Source organism: Rhodobacter lacus (assembly GCF_042683065.1).
GTDB classification, from domain to species: domain Bacteria; phylum Pseudomonadota; class Alphaproteobacteria; order Rhodobacterales; family Rhodobacteraceae; genus Rhodobacter; species Rhodobacter lacus.
Genome location: NZ_JBHUIX010000005.1, coordinates 222,433 through 243,002, shown reverse-complemented (window position 1 = coordinate 243,002; position 20,570 = coordinate 222,433). Strand labels below are relative to the sequence as shown.

Sequence of the window (20,570 nt, the reverse complement as noted above, 5' to 3'; positions counted from 1 at the left end):
CGCCCCGGCAGGGCAGGGACGACCCGCCGGGGGGCGCTGCCCCCCGGACCCCCCGGGATATTTTTTCAAAGTCGAAGGGGGGCGGGGGAGAGTCAGAGATGGGGCTCGATCAGCGCGCGCAGGTTGACGCGGGCGCGCATTTTGGTGGCCAGCAGATAGACGCCGCCAAATTTGCGTTGCAAAAACAGCGTGTCCATCGGCGGGATGCGCATATGCGCGCGCTGCTCCGACATCGCCATGCCGGCATCGCGCATCCTGAGCGCCAGATCATTCGCGCCGAAGTCGAAGTCGCCCGCGTGGCGCAGGGGTTCGAGTGACATCAGGAACATGCCGAGCATCGCCTCTTCCAGCGCCGCGGGCATGCCGTCGCTGAGAAAGCCGATCTCGCGCGCCGCCCTGCGGATGCCGGTGTGATCGCCCGCGAGCCCGGCGCGCAGCAGCGCGCGGTAGCGCTCGGCAAAGGCGGTGTCGAAGGCGCGGGTGGCGCCGAAATCGAGCAAGATGATGCGGCCCGTCGCCCGATCGTAGCGGAAATTAGCGAAATTCGGGTCGGTTTGCATCAGCTGGAAAGTGAAGAGCTCGGAGAAAATCAGCTCGATGATCAGCCGCATCACCCGGTCGCGCTCGTCTTGCGGCGCCGCTTCGAGCACCTCGATCGGCTGGCCCTCAAGGAAGCTCATCGCCAGCACTTCGCGGGTGGTGAGATCGGCATGCAGCTCCGGCACGCGGAACTCGGGACGATCTGCGAGCAGCTGGCCGAAGAGGTCGAGATATTTGCCCTCGCGCTCGTAATCGGCCTCTTCATGCAACTGGCGCTTTGCCTCTGCGATCATCGGCGCGATGTCGATCTCCTTTGGCACCATGCCCGCGAGCCGCATCAGCCCGGCGACATTGTCGACATCGCTGTCGATCGAGCGGCGCACGCCCGGATATTGCACCTTGATCGCGAGGTCGCGCCCGTCGCGGGTTTGCGCGCGGTGCACCTGCCCGATCGAGGCGGCGGCAATCGGGCGCACCTCGAATTTCTGGAACCGGTTGAGCCAGTCCGGGCCCCATGCGGCGGTGAGCACCTTCTTGAGCTGCGGCCCCGGCATGTGATGCGCCTCGGCGCGCAGGCGGGCGAGAATATCGGCGAGTTCGGGCGGCAGCATGTCGCCCGCATCCATCGACATCAACTGCCCCACCTTCATCGCGGCGCCGCGCATCTGCGCCAGCTTGTCGGCCACCTTGCGGGCATTGGCGGGCGTCATCAGAAGCTCGCTCATGTTGGGCTTTGCGCCGCGCGCAAGTTGCCGCGCGCCCCCCGCCGCGACCGAGCCCGCGAGCGTGGCGCCAAGGCCGCCCAGTTTTGCCAGCCGCGACAGCCGCGAGGAGGGCACGGCAAGCGCCCGGGATTCGAACTTGCGCTCGGTCATCTTGCGTCCTTCAGAGGTATTTTGGCTCAGATAGGGGCGGGATCAGTGGTTGCAAGAGCAGCCGCCATGCCCCTGTGCCGGCGTGTGGTCATTGTCGTCGTGACTGCAGCCGCACCCGCCCGCCCCGTGATCGTGATCGCGGGGATGGTGGTGGTGATGCGCGGGAGCGTTGCCGCGCAGATCGGGCATCTGCGGCAGGTCTTCCCTCCGCGCGAACCGCTCGACCAGCGCCGCCACCGCGGTGCGCGGGTCGGGTTCTTCGGTGACGACCGCGAGCACCCCGCGCGACGCCATCCGGGCGGTAAAGCCTTGGCCCGCGGAGCCCGCGATCACCGCTGTCATCGCATCGAGCGGATGGGCGCCTGCGCCCTGAAATTCATGGATCGACATTTCCTTCGGCAGATCGAGCCGATCCACCTCGGTGATCGGCTGGCCCGGCCCGGCCTCATAAACGAGAAAGCGGCGGGTCTTGCCGGCGTGGCCGGTGATGGTGCGGAAGTTTTGCGAGGCAACAGCAATACGCATGGTTGTTCCTAGAATTCCTGAGGGTCAGCGTGCGGCAGAGGTTTCGAGCAGGATCACCTGCTTGGCGGTCTCGCGCAGATGGCATTCCTGCGCATTCACCATGCGCTTGGGCGAAGAGCGGTAGAACATCGAGTCGAAGTTGCAGCGCATCTGCTCCCAGCTGTTCCAGGCGGCGATCATCTTGTCGAGATCGTCGGTCATCCGCGCGGCCCCGGCCGCGATCTGCTTTTCATAGGGTTTGTCGCGCTCTGCGGCGCGGGTGTGCATCGCCTCTTCCGCCGTCTTGAGCCGGGCGCGCCACCACGAGATTTCCTCGTTCATGCACATCGCCAGATCGGTGACTTGCGGGCTGCGCAGGCGCTTGCGGCACTGGGTGGAGCTCAGCCCGATGCAGGCGGCGCGCTCGGCCTCGGTGCTGGCGGCGGCATAACAATCGGCGGTCGGGTCGGCACTGCCGGCCTGCGCCGCGGGCGCAAAGGGGAGAACGGGCGCGATCAGGAGCGCCGCAAGGGCAACGGGTTTCGCAGGCATCGTCGGGTCCTTGGCCGAGTGACAGACAGGAATGGCCCGGGCAGCAGGAACGCGGCCCCGGAGCCATTCGGGGGAGGCCCGGCGCGCAACGCGACTCATGCGGGGGAGGCGGCGATCCGGGCAGGGGGACCATGGACCCGAGCGGCCGCGGGGTCTGTGATCTTATCACGTAGCCGCTGCGGCGCTTTGGCACCGTTTCGCTCACGTTCTCGTGGCGAGACGCGGGGCAGGAGCGGCGACGCGCAGAAGAGAGAGCTTATTTGCCGCCGCGGGGGGGGCGCCGCAGGATCGGCACGGCGGTGGCCGCCGAGGCGCCGGCAACGGCAATCGTGCCGGAAAGCGGGCCGGATTTTTCGCGCTCGGCGCGCCGGGCGGCACGGGCACGGGCGCGGTTGCGCTCGGTGACGGCGGTGGGCAGCATCCAGGTCCAGAGCTTTTGATCCGGGAGCGGCAGCACCATGAACCAGTGCTCCAGCAGCGCCAGGAGCGTCAGCACCGCAATCAGCACATGGCCGATGAAGCCGGCATCGCTTTCCGCCGAGATCGCGCGTTCGAGAAAGCAGCCGGCGGCAAAGGTGAGCACCGTGACCGAGACCGGGAACAGGAAGTTCATCCGCGCCAGCTTGAAGTGGCTGGCAAGGTGCGCGAGCGGCGAGGGCAGAAACTGCACATTGATCCGCGGCACGCCGAGGAACAGGTTCAGCTTGGCCGAGATCCGCGCGGTGTAAAGAATGCCGAAGGTCAGAAGGCCGATCCGGTTCTCGTTGTCGGAGACGATCACCGTGCAGGCGATCATTGCCGCCAGCAGGGCGAGCTCGTGCCACAGGATCGTGCCGGTGGCGCGCACGAACCGCTCGCTCATCGAGGCGCCTTCGGGGCAGGGCAGCCGATTCGGCCCGGCCACGACGCCGGAGAGGAAGGCAAGCTCAAACCAGCCCCAGACCGAGAGCGCCGCAAGAAAGGCGATATGGGCGCCCTGCACCGTGGTGTCATCCGAGGAGCGGTGCAGATAGAGGAACCCGAAAATCAGAAGCGGCAGGCCAAGCACGACCGAAAGCTGATGCGCGCCCCGGCCCTCAAGGTCGGCGCGGCGCACCCGCCACAGGATCGCGCCGGTGGAAAACCACCAGATGAACACGGTCGAAAGCGTAACGAGCCACGGATTGGTCATGCGCGGCACCCCCCGTTAAGGGGGCGCCGCGCGGGACCGGGGGACGCGCCCATCACCCCGATCCAAACCGCCTCGGGGGCGGTAGCCTGGTGCCCGCGCGCAGACCCATTGGCCGCAGCGCGGGAGAAAAGCCGAGAAGAACCCTTGCTGGACATCTTCCCGGCCCTCCTCAGTTCATGTCGAGCAGGCGCTCGAAAGCGGCCTTGCTGTCGGGGCCGAAGGCATAAAGCTCGGCAGACCAGCCCGTGGCGGGATCTTCGGCGGAAATCCGGCCGTTCTCATAGCGCACGATGCGAATCGGCGGGTTGCCCGCGATCCGTTGCACCACGCGGGTGCGTTTGACCGCCGCGCCAACCACATTGACAAAGCCGCCGTCGGGCATGTCGACGAGCACGGAGCCATCGGGGTTGCGCACGATCACATGCTGCGAATTGACGTCTTCAAGGATCACCGAGCGCTCCGCGAGCACTTTGGCAGTATCGGGCACGCCCACATGCGGGCGCCCGGTGGCGACCGAATATCCGACGATGGCGAGCGACAAGAGCGCCGCGCCAATCATCGCACGCACCATCGCAAGGGGGATCATCTCCTTGCTTTTCTCTGTGTCCTTGCCCGGCGTGCCGGGGCGGGCGGAAACGGGATGTTGTGCCATTATCAGCGCCTCATTCTGCCGGTGCCAGACCGGCTGCCGCACCCGCCACGGGGGTGCGGGTCAGCTCGGGTTCGTTCAGCTTTGCCTGTGCCGCCTCGGCAAGGATGCGGGCGACACGCTCCGCCTCGGGAATGCAGCGGAACGCGGGCTGCGGGTGACGGATGTGCCAGGGCCGCGCAGAGGGCCAGAGCACGGTATAAGAGAGCCGCATGTCATCGGGCACTTGCAGCGCAAGCGTGCCGATGCCTTGCTTCGAGCGCTTTTGCAGGCCCAGCGCGGCCACTTCGATGATCTTGTAGGGCACGGTGAATGTCACCTGCAAGGCAGCGCCGACCCGCAGGATCGCACGTGCCGAGGTGAGGGTGTAGATCGTCGCGCGGGCCTGCACATAGGCCAGAAGCAGCACCAGCAGATAGGTGCCCACCGCAAACATCAGATACAGAACAAGCGTCGGCAGTGCCTTGGCCAGACCGCTCTCGGTCCAGATCACAAACGCCCGCCACAGCGCCAGCGCCACCATGTACCCGGTGACCCAGCGGATCTTGAAGGCCTCGCGGGCCAGGGCCCACATCTCGGGCTTGCCCTGCCAGAGGATTTCCTCGCCCTCGGGCAGAGGGGCCGGGATCCCCGGCTGTGGTTCAAAGTCGAAATCATGGTCTGACATCTCAGACCCTCCGTCCAGCAGTCAGGCGGAACGGCGCGGGCGCGCGCCGTTCCCGTAAGCACGCCTCAGATCAGATCGCGAAAGGCTGACGGCCCTTGGCATACATGTAGCCGCCGGCAACGTAAGCGCAGATCTTTTCTTCTTCGAGCTTGGTGACTTGGTCGAACGACTTCACATCCGGGATGCCGTCGAACAGGTCAGAGGTAATCGCGTTCACGCGAACGCGGTCCGACCAGATGCGCAGAAGCGTCATCGGGATCAGTTTCTTCTTGCCCGAGTTCAGTTCGATCTCGAGATAGCGGCCGAGTTGTTCGGGCACGTCGACCCACATCTCGGTGACCTTGCCGACCACTTCGGTATCGCCCGCTTGCACCGGAAGACCGCGCGGATCACGGCCAGCCGAAACCATCATGCCGGCAACATTGCGCATCGGCTTGATTTTCGGTTCGCCATGGGCGTCCATTTCCGGCTCGTCGCGCCGCGGCACCCAGGAGGCCGGGCCCACGCCGTCTTTCATCGGGTCGCCCGTCGGGCGGAAGGGGTAGCCTTCGTTGGCCGAGGTGCGTTCCAGCGCCAGATCGGTGCGGCGGTGGGCTTCCTCGTTCTCGACCGAGGGAACCGTCACGGTGGTGCCGTTGGCGAGCAGGAAGGTTTTCGGCGAGGGCACCGGGAACGGGCCCTGGTTCACGGCAACGGCCCCGTCGTCGTTCTCGAGCGGGTAGCCTTCACGCATGTTTTCGGTCTGGAGGTAGTAGATCAGGTAGGCGAGAAACGCCCAGAACGACCAGATCGCGAGACTGGCGAGATCGAAATCTCCGAAGAAATTGACACCGACCATGATGGTCCTCCTTTGTCAGGTTGGAAATTCGGCAAGGCCGATCCGCGCCTCGCCGGTCTCCGGTTTCTTGGGGAACAGGCTGCCGGGGCGGGCCAGCGGCCCGAGCACGGCAAGAGTAGTGAAGAGAAGTCCGATTTCGATGGCATAGACCACCGAATAGCCGAGCGCCGGGCTGTCGAGCGCCCCGAGGTAGCCCGCCGAGGCGGCGTGCGCAACGAGGTCGCGCAGCGCCCCGCCAAAGAACACCGCAAGCCCCGCCGCCGTGGCCTGCGCCGCACCCCAGGCCCCGAGCGCGATGCCGGAGGCACCCCGCACGATGACCATCATCGCCACGGTCAGCGTGGCAATTCCGAATGTGCCGCTGCCCAAGCCAATGCCCCAGGCGGCAGCAAAGAACATGATCTTGCTTTCGAACAGCGCCGAGAACAGCACCGCGGTAAAGGCCACGATGCCGATCAGGATGCCGCGCGCGGCAAGACGGTGCGCCGTCGCCCCTTGCGAGAGGCGCCGGGCAGACCAGATGAATCCGATCAGCGCACCGAAGCTCCAGCTTGCGGTGAGCAAGGTCGTCATGCTGACGGGCAGTCCAAGCACCTGTCCACCATAGGGTTCAAGCAACACATCTTGCATATTGAACCCAAGTGTCCCGATCATCACCACGGCAAGAAGCCGCATCGCGCCACTTTCGGCCGCCAGAAGGCCCCAGGCTTCGCGGAAGGTTTGCCGCGGCGCCTCCCTTTCCGCCTTTGTCATCGGGCGGATAACCTCTTGCTTCCAAAGCGCGATGACGTTCAGAACCAGCGTCATTGCGCCGCAGGCCTGCACCACGCGAATAAGCGTCATCTGGTCGAAATCGCGCAAAAAGAAGCCCACGACGATCGCCGAGATGCCCATGCCGACGAGGAACATGACATAAAGCAGCGCCACCACGCGCGGGCGCGTCTCTTCGGTGGCGCGGTCGGCGGCAAGCGCGAGGCCCGCCGTCTGCGTCATATGCATGCCGAGCCCCGCCATCAGGAAGGCGATGGCCGCGAAGACCTCGCCCGCCCAGTCCGGGCCCATGGTCTGATCGCCCGAGAGCAGAATCAGCGCAAAAGGCATCAGCGCGAGCCCGCCCATCTGCCACAGCGAGCCAAACCAGAGGTAGGGCACGCGCTTCCAGCCGATCGCCGAGCGGTGCGTGTCCGAGCGGTGGCCGAGCACGGCCCGGAACGGCGCGACGAGCACCGGGATCGAGATCATCAGCGCCACGACCAGCGCCGGAACCCCCATCTCGACGATCATCACCCGGTTCAGCGTGCCGAGCAAAAGCACCTGCGCCATGCCGACCGAGATCTGAAAAAGCGAGAGCCGCATGAGTTGCTTGAGCGGAAGCTCCGCCGAGGCCGCCTCGGCAAAGGGCATCCAGGTTTTGGCAAGCGAACCGATCATGCGGCGGCTGAGGATCATGGCCGATACTCCAGGCACTCGGAAATGTAGAAGCCCTTCACCACGCGGTCGATTTTCATCAGGCTGTCGCCGGCGTGGCGTTGCAGCTTGTCGAGCGCATGCGGGATCATCACCGGCGAGCGGTTCGAGCGCGGGAAAAGCTTGCCCACGCCCCAGAACGCCATCAGGAACGGCGTTTTTGGCGCCACGGTGAAGACGATCGCACTTTGGGTGCGCGCGCCGAGGTTGGTGAGGATCGCGCCGATGTCGGGGGCGCGGTAATAGATCAGGCTGTCCATCGCCACGACGTAATCGAACTGGCCCAGGGCCGGGTCGGTCATGTCGCCCGCCATGAAGGTGACCTTTTCGCGCAGCGCCGGGTCGAGCCGGTCTTGCGCCACCGAAATGAGCTGCGGCGAGATATCGACCGCCACCACCTCGGCGCCGCGTTTGGCAAGCTCTGCCGTCATCAGCCCGGTGCCACAGCCCGCGTCGAGCACGCGGCAGCCGTTCAGATCTTCGGGGAGCCGCGAGAGCATGATCGCGCGCATCCGGTCGCGTCCCTCGCGCACGGTCTGGCGCACCTTGGAGACCTTCGCATCCGATTGCGTCAGTCTCTCCCATGCGCGCGTCGCGGTCCGGTCGAAATAGTGTTCGACGCGGTCGCGGATGGCTGCGTAGTCGTTGGCCATGTCAGTCAAATCCCAGCAGTTCGAAGATATGGCGGTCCGTCAGCGGCTCGGGGGTCAGTCCGGGCTCATCGACCGAGCGCAACAGCGTCTCGGCGAGGCGGATATATTCGGCGCGCGCCTGCACCACGTCCTCGGCATCGTCCATCTCGAAAAGCGTGCGCTTTTTGAGCCGCGAGCGGCGGATCGAGTCGAGGTCCGGCATGTGGGCGATGCGTTTGAAATTGGCGGCCTCGCAATAGCGGTCCACCTCGTTCGTCTCGCGCGAGCGGTTGGCGATGCAGCCCGCAAGCCGCACCTTGTAGTTGACCGATTTCGCCTGCACCGCGGCGATGATGCGGTTCATCGCGTAGATGCTGTCGAAATCGTTCGCCGTGACGATCAGCGCGCGGTCGGCGTGTTGCAGGGGCGCGGCAAAACCGCCGCAGACCACATCGCCCAGCACGTCGAACACCACCACATCGGTATCTTCGAGCATATGGTGCTGGCGGAGCAGTTTCACCGTCTGGCCAACGACATAGCCGCCGCAGCCGGTGCCCGCGGGCGGGCCGCCCGCCTCCACGCACATCACCCCGTTGAAGCCCTCGGTGACGAAATCCTCGGGGCGCAGTTCTTCCGGGTGGAAGTTCACCGACTTGAGGATGTCGATCACCGTTTCCTGCAGCCGGCCGGTGAGCGTGAAGGTGCTGTCATGCTTCGGGTCGCAGCCGATCTGCAGCACGCGTTTGCCCAGAAGCGAGAACGCCGCCGAGAGGTTCGAGGAGGTGGTCGACTTGCCGATCCCCCCCTTGCCATAGACCGAAAAGACCTTCGCGCCGCCAACATCGAGGTTTTCGTTTTCATGCACCTGCACGGAGCCTTCGCCATCAAGGCCGGTGAGGTCGGGTATGTCGTCGCGCGGGCTCATGCGGCCCTCCTTTTCGTAATCGTCCATGTCACTCGGCCGCCACGCCTTCCATCCGGTCCTCAAGCTCGTCGGCGGCAGCCTGCAGCGCGGCGAGGGTTTCAGGATCGGGTTGCCAGTAGTTGCGGTCGGAGGCCTCCAGAAGCCGCTGCGCCATCCGGCTCGAGGCGGCGGAGTTCAGATCGGCGAGGCGCTTGCGCATCTCCTCGTCGAGCACGAAGGTTTCCGAGAGCCGTTGGTAGACCCAGGGGTCGACCTTGCCGGTGGTCGCCGACCAGCCCAGCGTGTTGGTCACCTGCGCCTCGATCTGGCGCACGCCCTCCGCGCCGTGCTTGAGCAGGCCCTCGTAGAACTTCGGGTTGAGCGAGCGCGCGCGGGTTTCGAGCGCGATCTGGTCTTGCAGCGTGCGCACCGTGCCCGCGCCGCGGGTCTGGTCGCCGATGTAAACCGCCGTATCCTTGCCGCCCTGCGCGCGTTTGGTGGCGCGCGCAATGCCGCCCAGCGTGTCGAAATAATGGTCGACGGTGGTGACACCGAGTTCCACGGATTCGAGGTTCTGATAGGCCAGATCGACCTTGCCGAGCACGTTTTGCAGCAAGTTCACCTGTTTGGTGGATTTGCCATCGCGGCCATAGGCAAAGGACTTGCGCGCCTCATAGGCATCGGCCAGCTCGTCTTCGTCGCCAAAGCCCGCAGAGCCCACGAGCGTGTTGACGTTCGAGCCGTAAGCCCCTTCGGCGTTCGAGAACACCCGCAGCGCCGCAGTGTCGAAATCCATCCCGGTGTCTTGCATCGTGGCGAGCACATGGGCGCGGATGAAGTTCTGCGCGAGCGGTTCGTCTTCGGCACTGGCGCAAAGCCATGCGGCCTCGGCCAGAAGCTTGGTTTGCAACGGCAGCAGGTCGCGGAAGATGCCCGAAAGGGTCATCACCACATCGATCCGCGGGCGCCCAAGCTCATGGAGCGGGATGAGATCGGCCCCGGCAAGCCGCCCGTAAGTGTCAAACCGCGGTTTCGCGCCCATCAGCGCCAAAGCCTGCGCGATCGGCCCGCCGTCGGATTTGATGTTGTCCGAGCCCCAGAGCACCAGCGCCACGGAACGGGGCAGGGTGGGGTGGGTGGCCAGAAGCCGCGCCGCCTGCGCCGCGCCATCGCGCAGCGCAAAGGCGGTGGGCATGCGGAACGGGTCAAACGCGTGGATGTTGCGCCCGGTCGGCAGAATCTCCGGCGCGCGCACAAGGTCGCCCCCCGGCACCGGCTCGATATAGCGCCCGCCCAAAGCGCGCAGCAGCGCCTTGATCTCGTGCTCTTCGCGCAGGAACTTGTCGGCGCGGGCCCGGTCTGCCGTTTCCGGCATCAGGTCCAGCATTTCAGCGCGGTGTTCCGCCGTCATCGGCTTGCCGAGGACGTGGAGCCCCTCGGTGATCAGCGCGCCCTCGGTCTCAAGGAGTTTTTCCCAAAGCGTCGAGAGATCGGAGGCGTCCATGTCGACGCCCTTCGCCTGTTCGCGCACGAGCTCCGACAGGTCTTCCGCCTCGGGCGAGCCGGGCGGCAGCGCACGCAGCCGTCCAAGGCTTTCCTTGAGTTCCGAGAGCCCCTTGTAGAGCCCCGATTGCGCCAAGGGCGGCGTGAGGTGGCTCACGATCACCGCATTCGAGCGGCGCTTGGCAAGCGTGGCCTCAGAGGGGTTGTTGGCGGCGTAAAGATAGACGTTCGGCAGGTTCCCGATCATCCGGTCCGGCCAGCACTCCTCGCACATGCCCGCCTGTTTGCCGGGCATGAACTCCAGCGCGCCATGCATGCCGAAGTGAAGCAGCGTATCGGCCGCGAAATCTTCGCGCAGCCAGCGATAGAAGGCGGCGAAGGCATGGGTCGGAGCAAAGCCTTTTTCAAAGAGCAGCCGCATCGGGTCGCCCTCATAGCCAAAGACCGGCTGCAGGCCGACGAAGACATGGCCGAATTGGCGCCCGAGCACGAAGAGATCGCGCCCGTCGGTCTGGTGCTTGCCGGGTGCCGCGCCCCAGACAGCCTCGATCTCCTTGAGCCATTTCGTGCGCGCCACCACCTCGGCGGCGGGGAGCCGCGCGGCGATCTGCGCGGGCTGGCCATGCGTGGCCTCGGGGCCGCAAAGGACCGCCGCGCGCAGGTCATCGACCGAGGCGGGCAGCTCGCCGGTTTGATAGCCCTCGGCCTTCATCGCATGGAGGAAGTTGAAGAGGCTCTCAAACACAGCAAGATAGGCGGCGGTGCCCGCGGCACCCGCATTCGGCGGGAAGCCGTAGAGCACAATGCCGACTTTGCGCTTTTGCACTTCGGAGCGGCGCAGTTTCGCAAGGCGGAGCACCTTGTCGACCAGCACATCGACCCGTTCGGGGCAGGCGGCCATGGCATGGCTTTCGGCTTCCGGGTCGGGTTTGCAGCCATGCGGGCAGGTCGCGCAGCCCGCCGGATCGTGGCGCCCGCCAAACACGGTCGGGTTCGTGGCCCCGTCGATCTCGGGCAGCGCGATCAGCATCGTCGTTTCCACCGGGCCAAGCCCGCCGCCCGAGGCGCGCCATTGCCCCAGCGTCTGGAATTCAAGCGGTTGCGCCGAAACATAGGGAACGTCGAGTTCCTTGAGCGCGGTCACCGCGGCATCGCTGTCGTTATAGGCGGGCCCGCCCACAAGCGAGAAGCCCGAGAGCGACAGCAGCGTGTCGACCTTGCCCTTGAGGAATTCGTCAATCGCCGGGCGCCCGTCGAGCCCGCCCGCAAAAGCGGGCAGTACCGCCAGCCCCTTGGCCTGCAGGCCACGGATGACAGCATCGTAATGCGCGGTATCCTTGGCAAGGATGTAGGAGCGCAGCATCAGCACGCCCACCGTCGCCACCGGGTTGGCCGGTTGCGGCAGCTTCGCCGGATCGGTGGTGATGCGGCCCGCCATGTCGGGGTGATAAAGCCCGACCTCGGGGTAATCGACCGGGGCCGCAACCTTCGCGCCGCGCCAATCGACATTGTCGGAGTAGCGGCTGACGAGGTAGCGCACCATCGACTCGATATTGTCTTCCGAGCCGCCAAGCCAGTATTGCATGCAGATGAACCAGGCGCGCAGATCCTGCGCCTTGCCCGGAATGAACTTCAGCATCTTCGGGATGCGGCGCAGCATCGTCATCTGCTTTTCGGCAGAGCCCGCGCCCGGCTCGTTTTTCCCGCGCAGCTTCTTGAGAAGCGCCATCGGCCCGGAGGCCGGTTTCGTCATGTCGAGATCGCCCATCTTTGTCAGGCGCACGATCTGCGGATCGGCCACCATGCCGACAAAGGCATCGAGCCGGTCCCGCACCGCGGTCATCTCGGGCAGGATCGATTGCAGATGCTCGTCGATGAACAGAAGGTTCGCGACGATGATATTCGCCTCAAGCACCGCAGCTTTCGCGGCGGCGAGCTTGGCGGGGCTTTCGGCCCATTCGGCGGCGGCGTGAACGGTGATGTGCAGGTCGGGGAAGTCGTGTTGCAGCCGGGGCAGGGCGCGGGCGGCAGGGCCCGCGGCATGCGCATCCAGAGTAACGATCACGACGTTATAGCCGCCCGGACGGTGCGGCGGCAGCGGCATGGTTCCGCTCATCGACTCATCGTGCATAGTGGGCCTTGGCCTCGTAGAGGGTTTCGACGGTGATGTCGCGCACACCCTTGTGCGCGGCAAAAAGCTCGGTGTTGCGCTTTGCTCTGCCCCGCACGAAGAACGGGATCTTTTTCAGCTCGCGCTCGGCTTCGGGCATCCAGCGGATGTCGCCCGAGGGCTCGACTACCGGCACGGCCGGGGTGTCGACTTGCGTTTGCGGGGCCGCTTGCGCGGCCGGTTCGGGCGCTTCGGCCCGCTCGACGTGCTTGCCGCCATGATGGCTGGCGCCGGCTGCGTCGTGGAATTCAAAGTCCTCGCGGAACATCGTCAGCAGGTGTTCCTCCAGCCCCATCACGAGCGGATGGATCCAGCTGTCAAAGAGCACATTGGCGCCCTCAAACCCCATCACCGGGGCGTAGCGGGCGGGGAAATCCTGCACATGGACCGGCGCCGAGATCACCGCGCAGGGGATGCCCAGCTTCTTGCCGATGTTGCGCTCCATCTGCGTGCCGAGGATCAGCTCCGGCGCCGCCGCCTCGATCGCCTTTTCGACCTCAAGGTAATCATCGGTGATCAGCGGCTCGACGCCGTATTCGGCGGCGGCAGTGCGCAGCGCCCGCGCCATTTCGCGGTTGTAGCAGCCCATGCCAACGACCTCGAAGCCCACTTCCTTCGCGGCGATCCGCGCGGCGGCGATCACATGGGTGCCGTCGCCAAACAGGAACACCCGCTTGCCGGTGAGATAGGTCGAGTCGACCGAGGCGCTCCACCACGGCTGGCGCAGCGTGCGCTCATCGGCCTTGACGGGCAGGCCGGTGAGCTTGCTCACCTCGGCCAGAAAGTCGCGCGTGGCGCCCACGCCCATCGGCACGGTCTTGGTGAAGGGCTGCTTGCAGGTCCGCTCCAGATGCCGGGCCGCGCTCTCCCCGGTTTCGGGGTAGAGGAGCACGTTGAAATGCGCCTGACCGAGCTTGCGCAGGTCATCGGGCGTGGCGCCCATGGGCGCGACGACATTGACCGTCACGCCCATGCCTTCAAGGAGTTTTGTCACCTCGACCACGTCGTCGCGGTGGCGGAAGCCAAGCGCATTGGGGCCAAGGATGTTGCAGCTCACCTCGGGGGTGCGCTCCATCGGCTTGGCGAGCGCGCGCACCAGCGCACGGAAGGTCTCGTCGGCGCCGAAGTTCTCCTTGCGCGAATAGCTCGGCAGTTCGAGCGGCACCACCGGAATGGGGAGCGCAAGCGCGCGCGCGATCCCCTCGGGGTCGTCTTGCAAAAGCTCGGCGGTGCAGGTGAGCGCCACCGCCATCGCCTGCGGCTGATAGCGCTCCTGCGTCGCCTTGATCGTCTCTTTCAGCAAAAGCCCGGTATCGGCGCCCATATCGGCGGCCTGAAAGGTCGAAAACGCCACCGGCGGGCGGGCATTGCGCCGCTCGATCATCGTGAAGAGAAGATCGGCATAGGTGTCGCCCTGCGGCCCATGCAACACCAGATGCATGTCCTTCATCGAGGTGGCAACGCGCATCGCGCCGACATGCGGCGGGCCTTCATATGTCCAAAGCGTCAGTTTCATGCGGCGCTCCCCCCCGCAAGCAGCGCACGGCGGCGCAGCGGGCGCGAGAACAGCCCCGCGAGATCGCCTGCCTGCTCGTAGAAATGGATCGGCGTGAAGACGAGTTCGATTGCCCACTTCGTCGCATGGCCCTGCGCCTCGAGCGGGTTGGCAAGCCCAAGCCCGCAAACGGTGAGGTCTGGGTTGATCGCGGCGTGGCGCTCAAGCTGCGCTTCGAGATCCTGGCCCTCGGTGAGGCTGGCGCCCGCGGGCAGAAGCGCGAGTTCCGGCGCCATGATCGCGCGGTGCAGGAAGGGCGTGCCCACTTCCGTCGGCACCATGCCGCATTCGCGGGCGAGAAAGCGCGCGAGCGGGATCTCAAGCTGGCTGTCGGGGAAGAGGAAGAGCGAGCGCCCCTCCAGCGTGCCGCGATGCGCGGCGAGCGCCTTTTTCGCCCGCGCCCGCGGCGCGGCGGTAACGGCCTCGAAGGTCTCTGCGCTCACACCATAAACATCCGCAACGGCCTTGAGCCAGAGCGTCGTGCCCTCTTCGCCAAAGGGGAAGGGGGCGGCGATGCGCTTGGCGCCGCGGCGTTCAAGCGCCGCGGCGGTGTCGCCCAAAAACGGCTGCGCGAGGATGAACCGGGTGTTCGGCCCCACGGCGGGCGCCGCATCCGAGCGCCGCGCGGGCAGGAAGCGCACCGAGGGGAGGCCAAGTTGTGCGAGCAGCGACGCGCATTGATCCTCCACCACATCGGGGAGCGCGCCCACCACCAGAAGCTCCGCGGTTTCGGCGGGCTTCAGCGTCGGCACCATCGCGGCAAGGCAGGTGTCTTCGCCCTGCGTGAAGGTCGTGTCGAGCCCCGAGCCCGAATAGGCATAGACCCGCACATGCGGCGCATGATGGGCGTTGAGCCGCTCGGCCGCGCGTTCGAGATCAAGCTTGATCACTTCCGACGGGCAGGAGCCCACAAGGAAAAGCTGGCGGATGTCGGGGCGGCGCTCCAGAAGGCGCGCAACCTCGCGGTCCAGCTCGGCATTGGCATCGGCGAGCCCGGCAAGATCCTGCTCTTCGAGCACGGCAGTGCCAAAGCGCGGCTCGGCGAAGATCATCACCCCCGCGGCAGCTTGCAGCAAATGGGCGCAGGTGCGCGAGCCGACCACGAGGAAGAAGGCGTCCTGCATCTTGCGGTGCAACCAGACGATGCCGGTGAGGCCACAGAAAACGGCTTTCTGGCCGCGCTCATGCCGCACCGGAGAATCGGTGCAGCCCAGTTTCGGCGAATCGAGGGTCATGGCGTGCCTTGCTCCATCGCGAGCGTGCCCGTGGGGGCCGACTCACTTGCGGCCTGAAGCCGGGCCTGGCGCAGTTTCCACAGGAACTGTCCGGCGTTGATGACATAGGTGGTGTAGGCGGCGAGCGCGATGAACATCTGCAGATTGTGCGACTGGCCGGTGAACAGCGCCCAGAGGTAGCCCGTATGCAGCGCGATCACCGCGAAGGAGAACACGTCTTCCCAGAAGAAAGCGGGGGCAAAAAGATATTGCCCGAACACCACCTTCTCCCAGATCGCCCCGGTGACCATGATCGTGTAGAGGATCAAGGTCTTGATCAGGATGGAAACTGTGGCCGCAGTATAGCCATCTCCGGTGAACAGGTAGCGCAGCACCAGCCCGAGCGAGACTGCAAAGACGAAAAATTGCAACGGCGCCAGAACCGCCTGCACGATGGTCCACGGCGTGGCATCGCGGCGGGCACGTTCCTCCGGCGTATAGAGAGACTTCGACGATGGACGGGGGGTGTGTGGCATAGTGGCAGACAGCCTTTCTTCGTGGGCGCGCAGTAGCCGTCAGGTTAGGCAATGGCCCCGAAGTGTCAACGAAAACTTACACTCTTGCGCCGCGCCCAAACGCCGCTGGCGGGGCGGAAGGGGCCGTATGGGGCCGCGACATGACCCTGCCGTGACGTCCGGTCAACGCCCTCTTGCAACCTGCGACCAGTTGCCGCAAGATGCTGCCGTGAAAAGGCATTTTTGAGGGTGAGCCCGGCATTTCGTGACCGTTGTCACAGTGCCATGCGGCGCTTTGTGTGGCGGTGTCGCACCTTGTCAATTTTGGTGGACATTGGTGTCTTGTTGATGTCGAATAACGCCGGGGGAGCGATCCCCATCTTTTATGTTCCGCTCGCGGAGGGTGGGGAAGACCCGCCGCGATCGTTGGGTTTCGGGGACTCTGATGCGGGATATCAGTTTTGAAGTCGAGCGGGCCAACGGCAGCCTTGATGGGTTCGTTGGGCTCGCTCTTGAGGCGATTGGGCGGCTTGCCGCGCGTCGTCGTGATGGAGTGGGAGAGCTGCGGACCGCGCTTGTGAACCGGTTGGTCGAGCTTGCCACAGGGCCAGAGCTTGGTGCGATGGACCTGTGTCTCGATGATTTTCGGGGCGCGTTTGTCGCCTCGGAAGACATTGCTTCCAAATACGTGCCCGCCGCGGCCCGACAGATCGGGCTGGCCTGGGAGGCTGACCAGCTCAGCTTCGCTCAGGTCACGGTCGGGATCGCCCGCTTGCAGGAACTCCTTCATTCTCTGCAATCGGACTTTACGGCGGATTCGTCAAATCCGGCGAATACGTCGACGGTTTTGGTCATCGTTCCTCCCGGCGAGCAGCATACGCTTGGCGCGCTGGTGGTGGCGATGGGCCTGCGCCGGAAAGGTATCTCGGTGCGCCTCCTGTTCGCGCCCGGGTTGAGTGATCTGTCGCGTCTGATGTCCACAAATCGGTTTGATGCGGCGCTGATTACGGTTGGCAGCATGGAGAGGGTTGAAATCTCCGCAAAACTGGTCAAAACGCTGTCCAGCCTGACTAAGGGCCGAATGCGGGTTGCGATTGGCGGGGCGATTGTCGCGCAGCGCGCAGAGGCTCTCGCCAAGACCGGCGCCGATCTGGTGACCAACGATCTTTCGGTGGTAATATCCGAGTTCGCGCTGGCGTGACAGGGAACGGGTCGGGGTTGAGAATGACAGGGGAAGGCTGAGGGAAGAGACACGGGTTCAGGAAAGGTTTCGGCCGTGACATCTGATGGCAGCTTCTTGGTGCGACGGGAGGCCCTGCAACGGGTTCCTCCCGCGCTCTTGGCCGACATTGTCACGTCGGCCTGCGATATCGCCCTGGTGGTCGCGCCGGACGGTGTCGTCAATCTCGTATTTGCCAGCCCTCAACTTGGCCCGCCGGATCGGTTCTCGCAATGGCAGGGCCAACGCCTCGCCGATCTGTTCAGCCCGGAAAGCTACGAAAAGCTGCAGCGCCGGCTTGAGGCCGAGCTGGATCCGAACCGCGCCCTGGTGCTTGAACTCACCCATCTGTGCGACGCGATCCAGTTTCCAATCCGCTACACGCTGACCCGCTCCGGTGCCGAGGGCACGATTTTGATGATCGGGCGCGACATGCGCCCGATTGCCGAGGTGCAGCAGCAGCTTGTGAAGGCGCAGCTCGCGCTGGAACGCGATTACGAGGCGCAGCGCGAGCTTGAAACGCGCTATCGGGTGCTGCTTGAGGCCAATCCGGCACCGCTTTTGATTGTTTCGCTCGCCAACGGGCGCATCGTTGATCTGAACGGCGCCGCAACGGCGCTGATTGGCGCGACCCGGGCCGAACTGCTGGGCGCGCCCGCCTCCAACGAGCTTGAGGGGCGGCGGCGGGGCGAGTTTCTTGAGGCGCTGGCGAAGGTGGCGGGCAATGACCCGCTCGGCTCGCTCGATCTGACGATCCGCCGCTCGAAGCGCAAGGTGGCGGTCTCCGCCACGCTGTTCCGCGCGGCCGGGGACCGGCTTTTGCTGTGCCGTCTCGGGGTGGCCGAAGTGGCGCGCCCCCGCGCCGATGACATCGGCGATCTTTCCGAGCGGCTTTTCCTCAAGGGCATCGATGCGATGGTGTTTCTTGAGGCCGATGGCACGATCCGCGCCGCCAATGACGCCTTCCTCTACCTGACCGATGCAGGCTCGGCGGCGATGGTGCAGGGGCGCTCTTTTGCCGAGTTCCTCTCGCGCGGGACGATCGACCTCAACGTGATGCTTGATAACGTCAAGCGCATTGGCCATCTGCGCCATTACGTGACGCGGCTGAACACCGATTTCTCGGGGCAGGTGGCGGTCGAGCTGTCGGCGACGCTGTTTTCCGAACGCGCCAATCCGACGATTGCGCTTGTCATCCGCGATTCGAACCTTGCCGATGCCACGCGCATCCTGCCCGGCGCAGCCAGCAATGAGGGCCTGCGCAATGTGATGCAGATGGTCGGCTATGCGACGCTGCGCGACATCGTGGCCGAGACCACCGAGATCATCGAGAAGATGTGCATCGAGACCGCGCTTGAACTCACCGGCAACAACCGCGTGGCTGCGGCGGAACTCCTCAGCCTGTCGCGCCAGTCGCTTTATGTGAAGCTGCGCAAGTTCGGTCTTCTGAGCAAGGAAATCGACTGAGCCGGGCAGGCGCCCGCGAGGGGGCTGAGTCGGGGTGCGGGCCCGCGTGGCCGGGCGCGCCTGCGGCCTGAAAACACCCCTCCCGCTGATTCATCTTTTGCCAATCTGGCTAGACGCTTTGTCGCAGTTTGCGCCTCTTGAATTCTGGTGCACACTGTCAGGCGTGGCGCAACACCGCCGCTGTCGCACTGCGCCACCCCGTCGCAGGCGGGCGTCGCGCCCGGTGTCTCTTGGATAAAACATTTCTGTTACAATGACTTGAGGCGCGGGGCCGGGCCCTTCCAGAGGGGTGCGGCAATTTTCTGCATTTGACCTGTGCCAATTAATATGGTTGGGATTGTTGTCAACTGAGGTTTACACCTACGCCCTGGAGGGTCAGCCATGCGCATCCTTTTCGTCCACCCCAATTACCACTCCGGCGGGGCCGAGATCGCGGGGAACTGGCCCCCGGCTTGGGTCGCCTATCTGGCCGGTCACCTGAAAGAAGCGGGGTTTGACGACGTTCATTTCATCGACGCGATGACGCTGAACGTGCCGCATGACGAGCTGAAAAAGCGCATCGCCGCGCTGCAGCCCGACATCGTCGGCGTCACCTCGATCACCCCCTCGATCTACGAGGCGGAAGAAACGCTGAAAATCGCCAAGGAAGCGGCGCCGCATACGGTCGGCCTGCTCGGCGGCGTGCACGCCACCTTCATGTTCCGTCAGGTGCTGTCGGAAGCGCCCTGGATCGACGCGATCGTGCGCGGTGAAGGCGAAGAGATCATGGTCGAGGTGGCGAAATGCGTCGCCGAGGGCCGCTGGCCGGAAGACCGCAAGTCGATCAAGGGCCTTGCCTTCCATGAAGGCGACGAGATCGTGGCAACGCAAGCCGCGCCGACCGTGAAAGACATCGACAGCCTGAAACCCGACTGGTCGATGATCGAGTGGAAACACTACATCTATATCCCGCTCGGCGTGAAGGTCGCGATCCCGAACATGGCGCGGGGCTGCCCCTTCACCTGCTCGTTCTGCTCGCAATGGAAATTCTGGCGCGACTATCGCGTGCGCTCGCCCAAAGCGGTGGTCGACGAGATCGAGGATCTGGTGGAAAACCACGGCGTCGGCTTCTTCATCCTCGCCGACGAGGAACCGACGATCAACAAGAAGAAATTCGTCGAATTCTGTCAGGAGATGATCGACCGCGGGCTGAACCACAAGATCAAGTGGGGCATCAACACCCGCGTGACCGACATCTACCGCGACCGCGATCTGCTCAAGTTCTACCGTGAGGCGGGCCTTGTGCACATTTCGCTTGGCACCGAGGCGGCCGCCCAGCTCAAGCTCGACATGTTCAACAAGGAGACCACGGTCGCCGAGAACAAGGAGGCGATCCGCCTTCTGCGCGAGGCCGACATCTTCACCGAGGCGCAATTCATCGTCGGTCTCGACAACGAGACCAAGGAGACGCTGGAAGAAACCTACCAGATGGCGTGGGACTGGCAGCCGGACCTTGCCAACTGGTCGATGTATACGCCCTGGCCGTTCACGCCGCTGTTCCAGGAACTGCGCGATCAGGTCGAGGTCTTCGACTTCTCGAAATACAACTTCGTGACGCCGATCATGAAGCCCAAGGCGCTGACCCGGGGCGAGTTGCTCGACGGCGTGATGAACAACTACCGCCGCTTCTACATCAAGAAGGCGCTGTTCCACTATCCGTGGCGCGGCACGGGCTTCCGCCGCCGTTACCTGCTGGGCTGCCTCAAGGCCTTCCTCAAGGCCGGGGTGGGGCGCACCTTCTATGACCTTGGCAAGGCGGGCTACTGGGGCCCGCAGTCGAAAGAGAAGGTGGACTGGCATTTCGACGATACCCGCCAGATCGCCGATGCGCAGGTGGCTGACTGGGAAGCCGCGGCCGAGCGTTCGCGCAAGCACAAGGAACGCCAGGAGGCGGTGCGCGCGCAGATGAAGGAACGCGCGACCGAACGCAACAGCGCCAACTTCGTGCTGCCGGAAGGCGCCGAGGACGAATTCGACCTCTCGCCCGAAACGCATGAGGCGCGCTCTGCCGAGCACGCCGGGGAAACCACCGCGCCGATGGCCTGCGGGGGCGGCAAGACGCAGATGGTCGACGCCGCGGAATAACGAA

At 65.0% G+C, this 20,570-nt stretch carries 17 protein-coding genes; 3 read left to right on the top strand and 14 right to left on the bottom strand.

Features of this window, described 5'->3' with window-relative positions:
• Positions 1 to 92: 92 nt before the first annotated feature.
• The 14 genes from ACFSM0_RS06260 to bchF all read right to left on the bottom strand — a co-directional run bounded on the left by ACFSM0_RS06260 (position 93) and on the right by bchF (position 15,777).
• A complete protein-coding gene (locus tag ACFSM0_RS06260) occupies positions 93 to 1,415 on the bottom strand; it encodes an ABC1 kinase family protein (protein ID WP_377388393.1) in 1,323 nt (440 codons plus the stop codon).
• Positions 1,416 to 1,457: 42 nt separating this feature from the next.
• Entirely contained in the window at positions 1,458 to 1,940 is a 483-nt protein-coding gene (locus tag ACFSM0_RS06255; protein ID WP_377388391.1) for a NifB/NifX family molybdenum-iron cluster-binding protein, read from the bottom strand.
• Positions 1,941 to 1,964: 24 nt separating this feature from the next.
• Positions 1,965 to 2,471, bottom strand: coding sequence for a lysozyme inhibitor LprI family protein (locus ACFSM0_RS06250; protein ID WP_377388389.1), 507 nt, complete (start codon positions 2,469 to 2,471; stop codon positions 1,965 to 1,967).
• Positions 2,472 to 2,727: 256 nt separating this feature from the next.
• On the bottom strand, positions 2,728 to 3,642 hold the full coding sequence (gene puhE / locus ACFSM0_RS06245; protein ID WP_377388387.1) for a putative photosynthetic complex assembly protein PuhE: 915 nt from the start codon (positions 3,640 to 3,642) through the stop codon (positions 2,728 to 2,730).
• A gap of 169 nt (positions 3,643 to 3,811) precedes the next feature.
• A complete protein-coding gene (puhC, locus tag ACFSM0_RS06240) occupies positions 3,812 to 4,294 on the bottom strand; it encodes a photosynthetic complex assembly protein PuhC (RefSeq protein WP_377388385.1) in 483 nt (160 codons plus the stop codon).
• Between the two features lie 10 nt (positions 4,295 to 4,304).
• Entirely contained in the window at positions 4,305 to 4,958 is a 654-nt protein-coding gene (gene puhB / locus ACFSM0_RS06235) for a photosynthetic complex putative assembly protein PuhB (RefSeq protein ID WP_377388383.1), read from the bottom strand.
• Positions 4,959 to 5,028: 70 nt separating this feature from the next.
• Positions 5,029 to 5,796, bottom strand: a complete 768-nt coding sequence (gene puhA / locus ACFSM0_RS06230) for a photosynthetic reaction center subunit H (RefSeq protein WP_377388381.1) — start codon at positions 5,794 to 5,796, stop codon at positions 5,029 to 5,031.
• A 15-nt stretch (positions 5,797 to 5,811) separates the two neighbouring features.
• Positions 5,812 to 7,245 (bottom strand): PucC family protein, encoded by a 1,434-nt coding sequence (locus tag ACFSM0_RS06225; RefSeq protein ID WP_097068151.1) that lies wholly within the window; start codon positions 7,243 to 7,245, stop codon positions 5,812 to 5,814.
• On the bottom strand, positions 7,242 to 7,916 hold the full coding sequence (gene bchM, locus ACFSM0_RS06220) for a magnesium protoporphyrin IX methyltransferase (RefSeq protein ID WP_377388379.1): 675 nt from the start codon (positions 7,914 to 7,916) through the stop codon (positions 7,242 to 7,244). Before bchM ends, ACFSM0_RS06225 begins: the two co-directional genes overlap by 4 nt.
• 1 nt (position 7,917) lies before the next feature.
• Positions 7,918 to 8,820: a ferredoxin:protochlorophyllide reductase (ATP-dependent) iron-sulfur ATP-binding protein gene (gene bchL / locus ACFSM0_RS06215; RefSeq protein WP_097068827.1), complete on the bottom strand. Its 903-nt coding sequence runs from the start codon at positions 8,818 to 8,820 to the stop codon at positions 7,918 to 7,920.
• A gap of 28 nt (positions 8,821 to 8,848) precedes the next feature.
• Positions 8,849 to 12,418, bottom strand: a complete 3,570-nt coding sequence (locus tag ACFSM0_RS06210; RefSeq protein WP_377388377.1) for a magnesium chelatase subunit H — start codon at positions 12,416 to 12,418, stop codon at positions 8,849 to 8,851.
• Between the two features lie 4 nt (positions 12,419 to 12,422).
• Positions 12,423 to 13,988, bottom strand: coding sequence for a ferredoxin:protochlorophyllide reductase (ATP-dependent) subunit B (bchB, locus tag ACFSM0_RS06205; RefSeq protein WP_377388375.1), 1,566 nt, complete (start codon positions 13,986 to 13,988; stop codon positions 12,423 to 12,425).
• Positions 13,985 to 15,262 (bottom strand): ferredoxin:protochlorophyllide reductase (ATP-dependent) subunit N, encoded by a 1,278-nt coding sequence (locus ACFSM0_RS06200; protein WP_377388373.1) that lies wholly within the window; start codon positions 15,260 to 15,262, stop codon positions 13,985 to 13,987. Before ACFSM0_RS06200 ends, bchB begins: the two co-directional genes overlap by 4 nt.
• Positions 15,259 to 15,777, bottom strand: a complete 519-nt coding sequence (gene bchF, locus ACFSM0_RS06195) for a 2-vinyl bacteriochlorophyllide hydratase (protein ID WP_377388371.1) — start codon at positions 15,775 to 15,777, stop codon at positions 15,259 to 15,261. Before bchF ends, ACFSM0_RS06200 begins: the two co-directional genes overlap by 4 nt.
• Before the next feature lie 424 nt (positions 15,778 to 16,201).
• Between bchF and ACFSM0_RS06190 the strand changes: the two genes are divergently transcribed.
• From ACFSM0_RS06190 to bchE, 3 genes are all read left to right on the top strand, one after another.
• Entirely contained in the window at positions 16,202 to 16,957 is a 756-nt protein-coding gene (locus ACFSM0_RS06190) for a cobalamin B12-binding domain-containing protein (RefSeq protein ID WP_377388369.1), read from the top strand.
• A 75-nt stretch (positions 16,958 to 17,032) separates the two neighbouring features.
• Positions 17,033 to 18,442 (top strand): transcriptional regulator PpsR, encoded by a 1,410-nt coding sequence (gene ppsR / locus ACFSM0_RS06185; RefSeq protein WP_377388367.1) that lies wholly within the window; start codon positions 17,033 to 17,035, stop codon positions 18,440 to 18,442.
• 381 nt (positions 18,443 to 18,823) lie between these two features.
• The gene (gene bchE / locus ACFSM0_RS06180) at positions 18,824 to 20,566 is read left to right on the top strand and encodes a magnesium-protoporphyrin IX monomethyl ester anaerobic oxidative cyclase (protein ID WP_097068145.1); all 1,743 of its coding nucleotides are present in this window, start codon (positions 18,824 to 18,826) and stop codon (positions 20,564 to 20,566) included.
• Positions 20,567 to 20,570 lie beyond the last annotated feature (4 nt).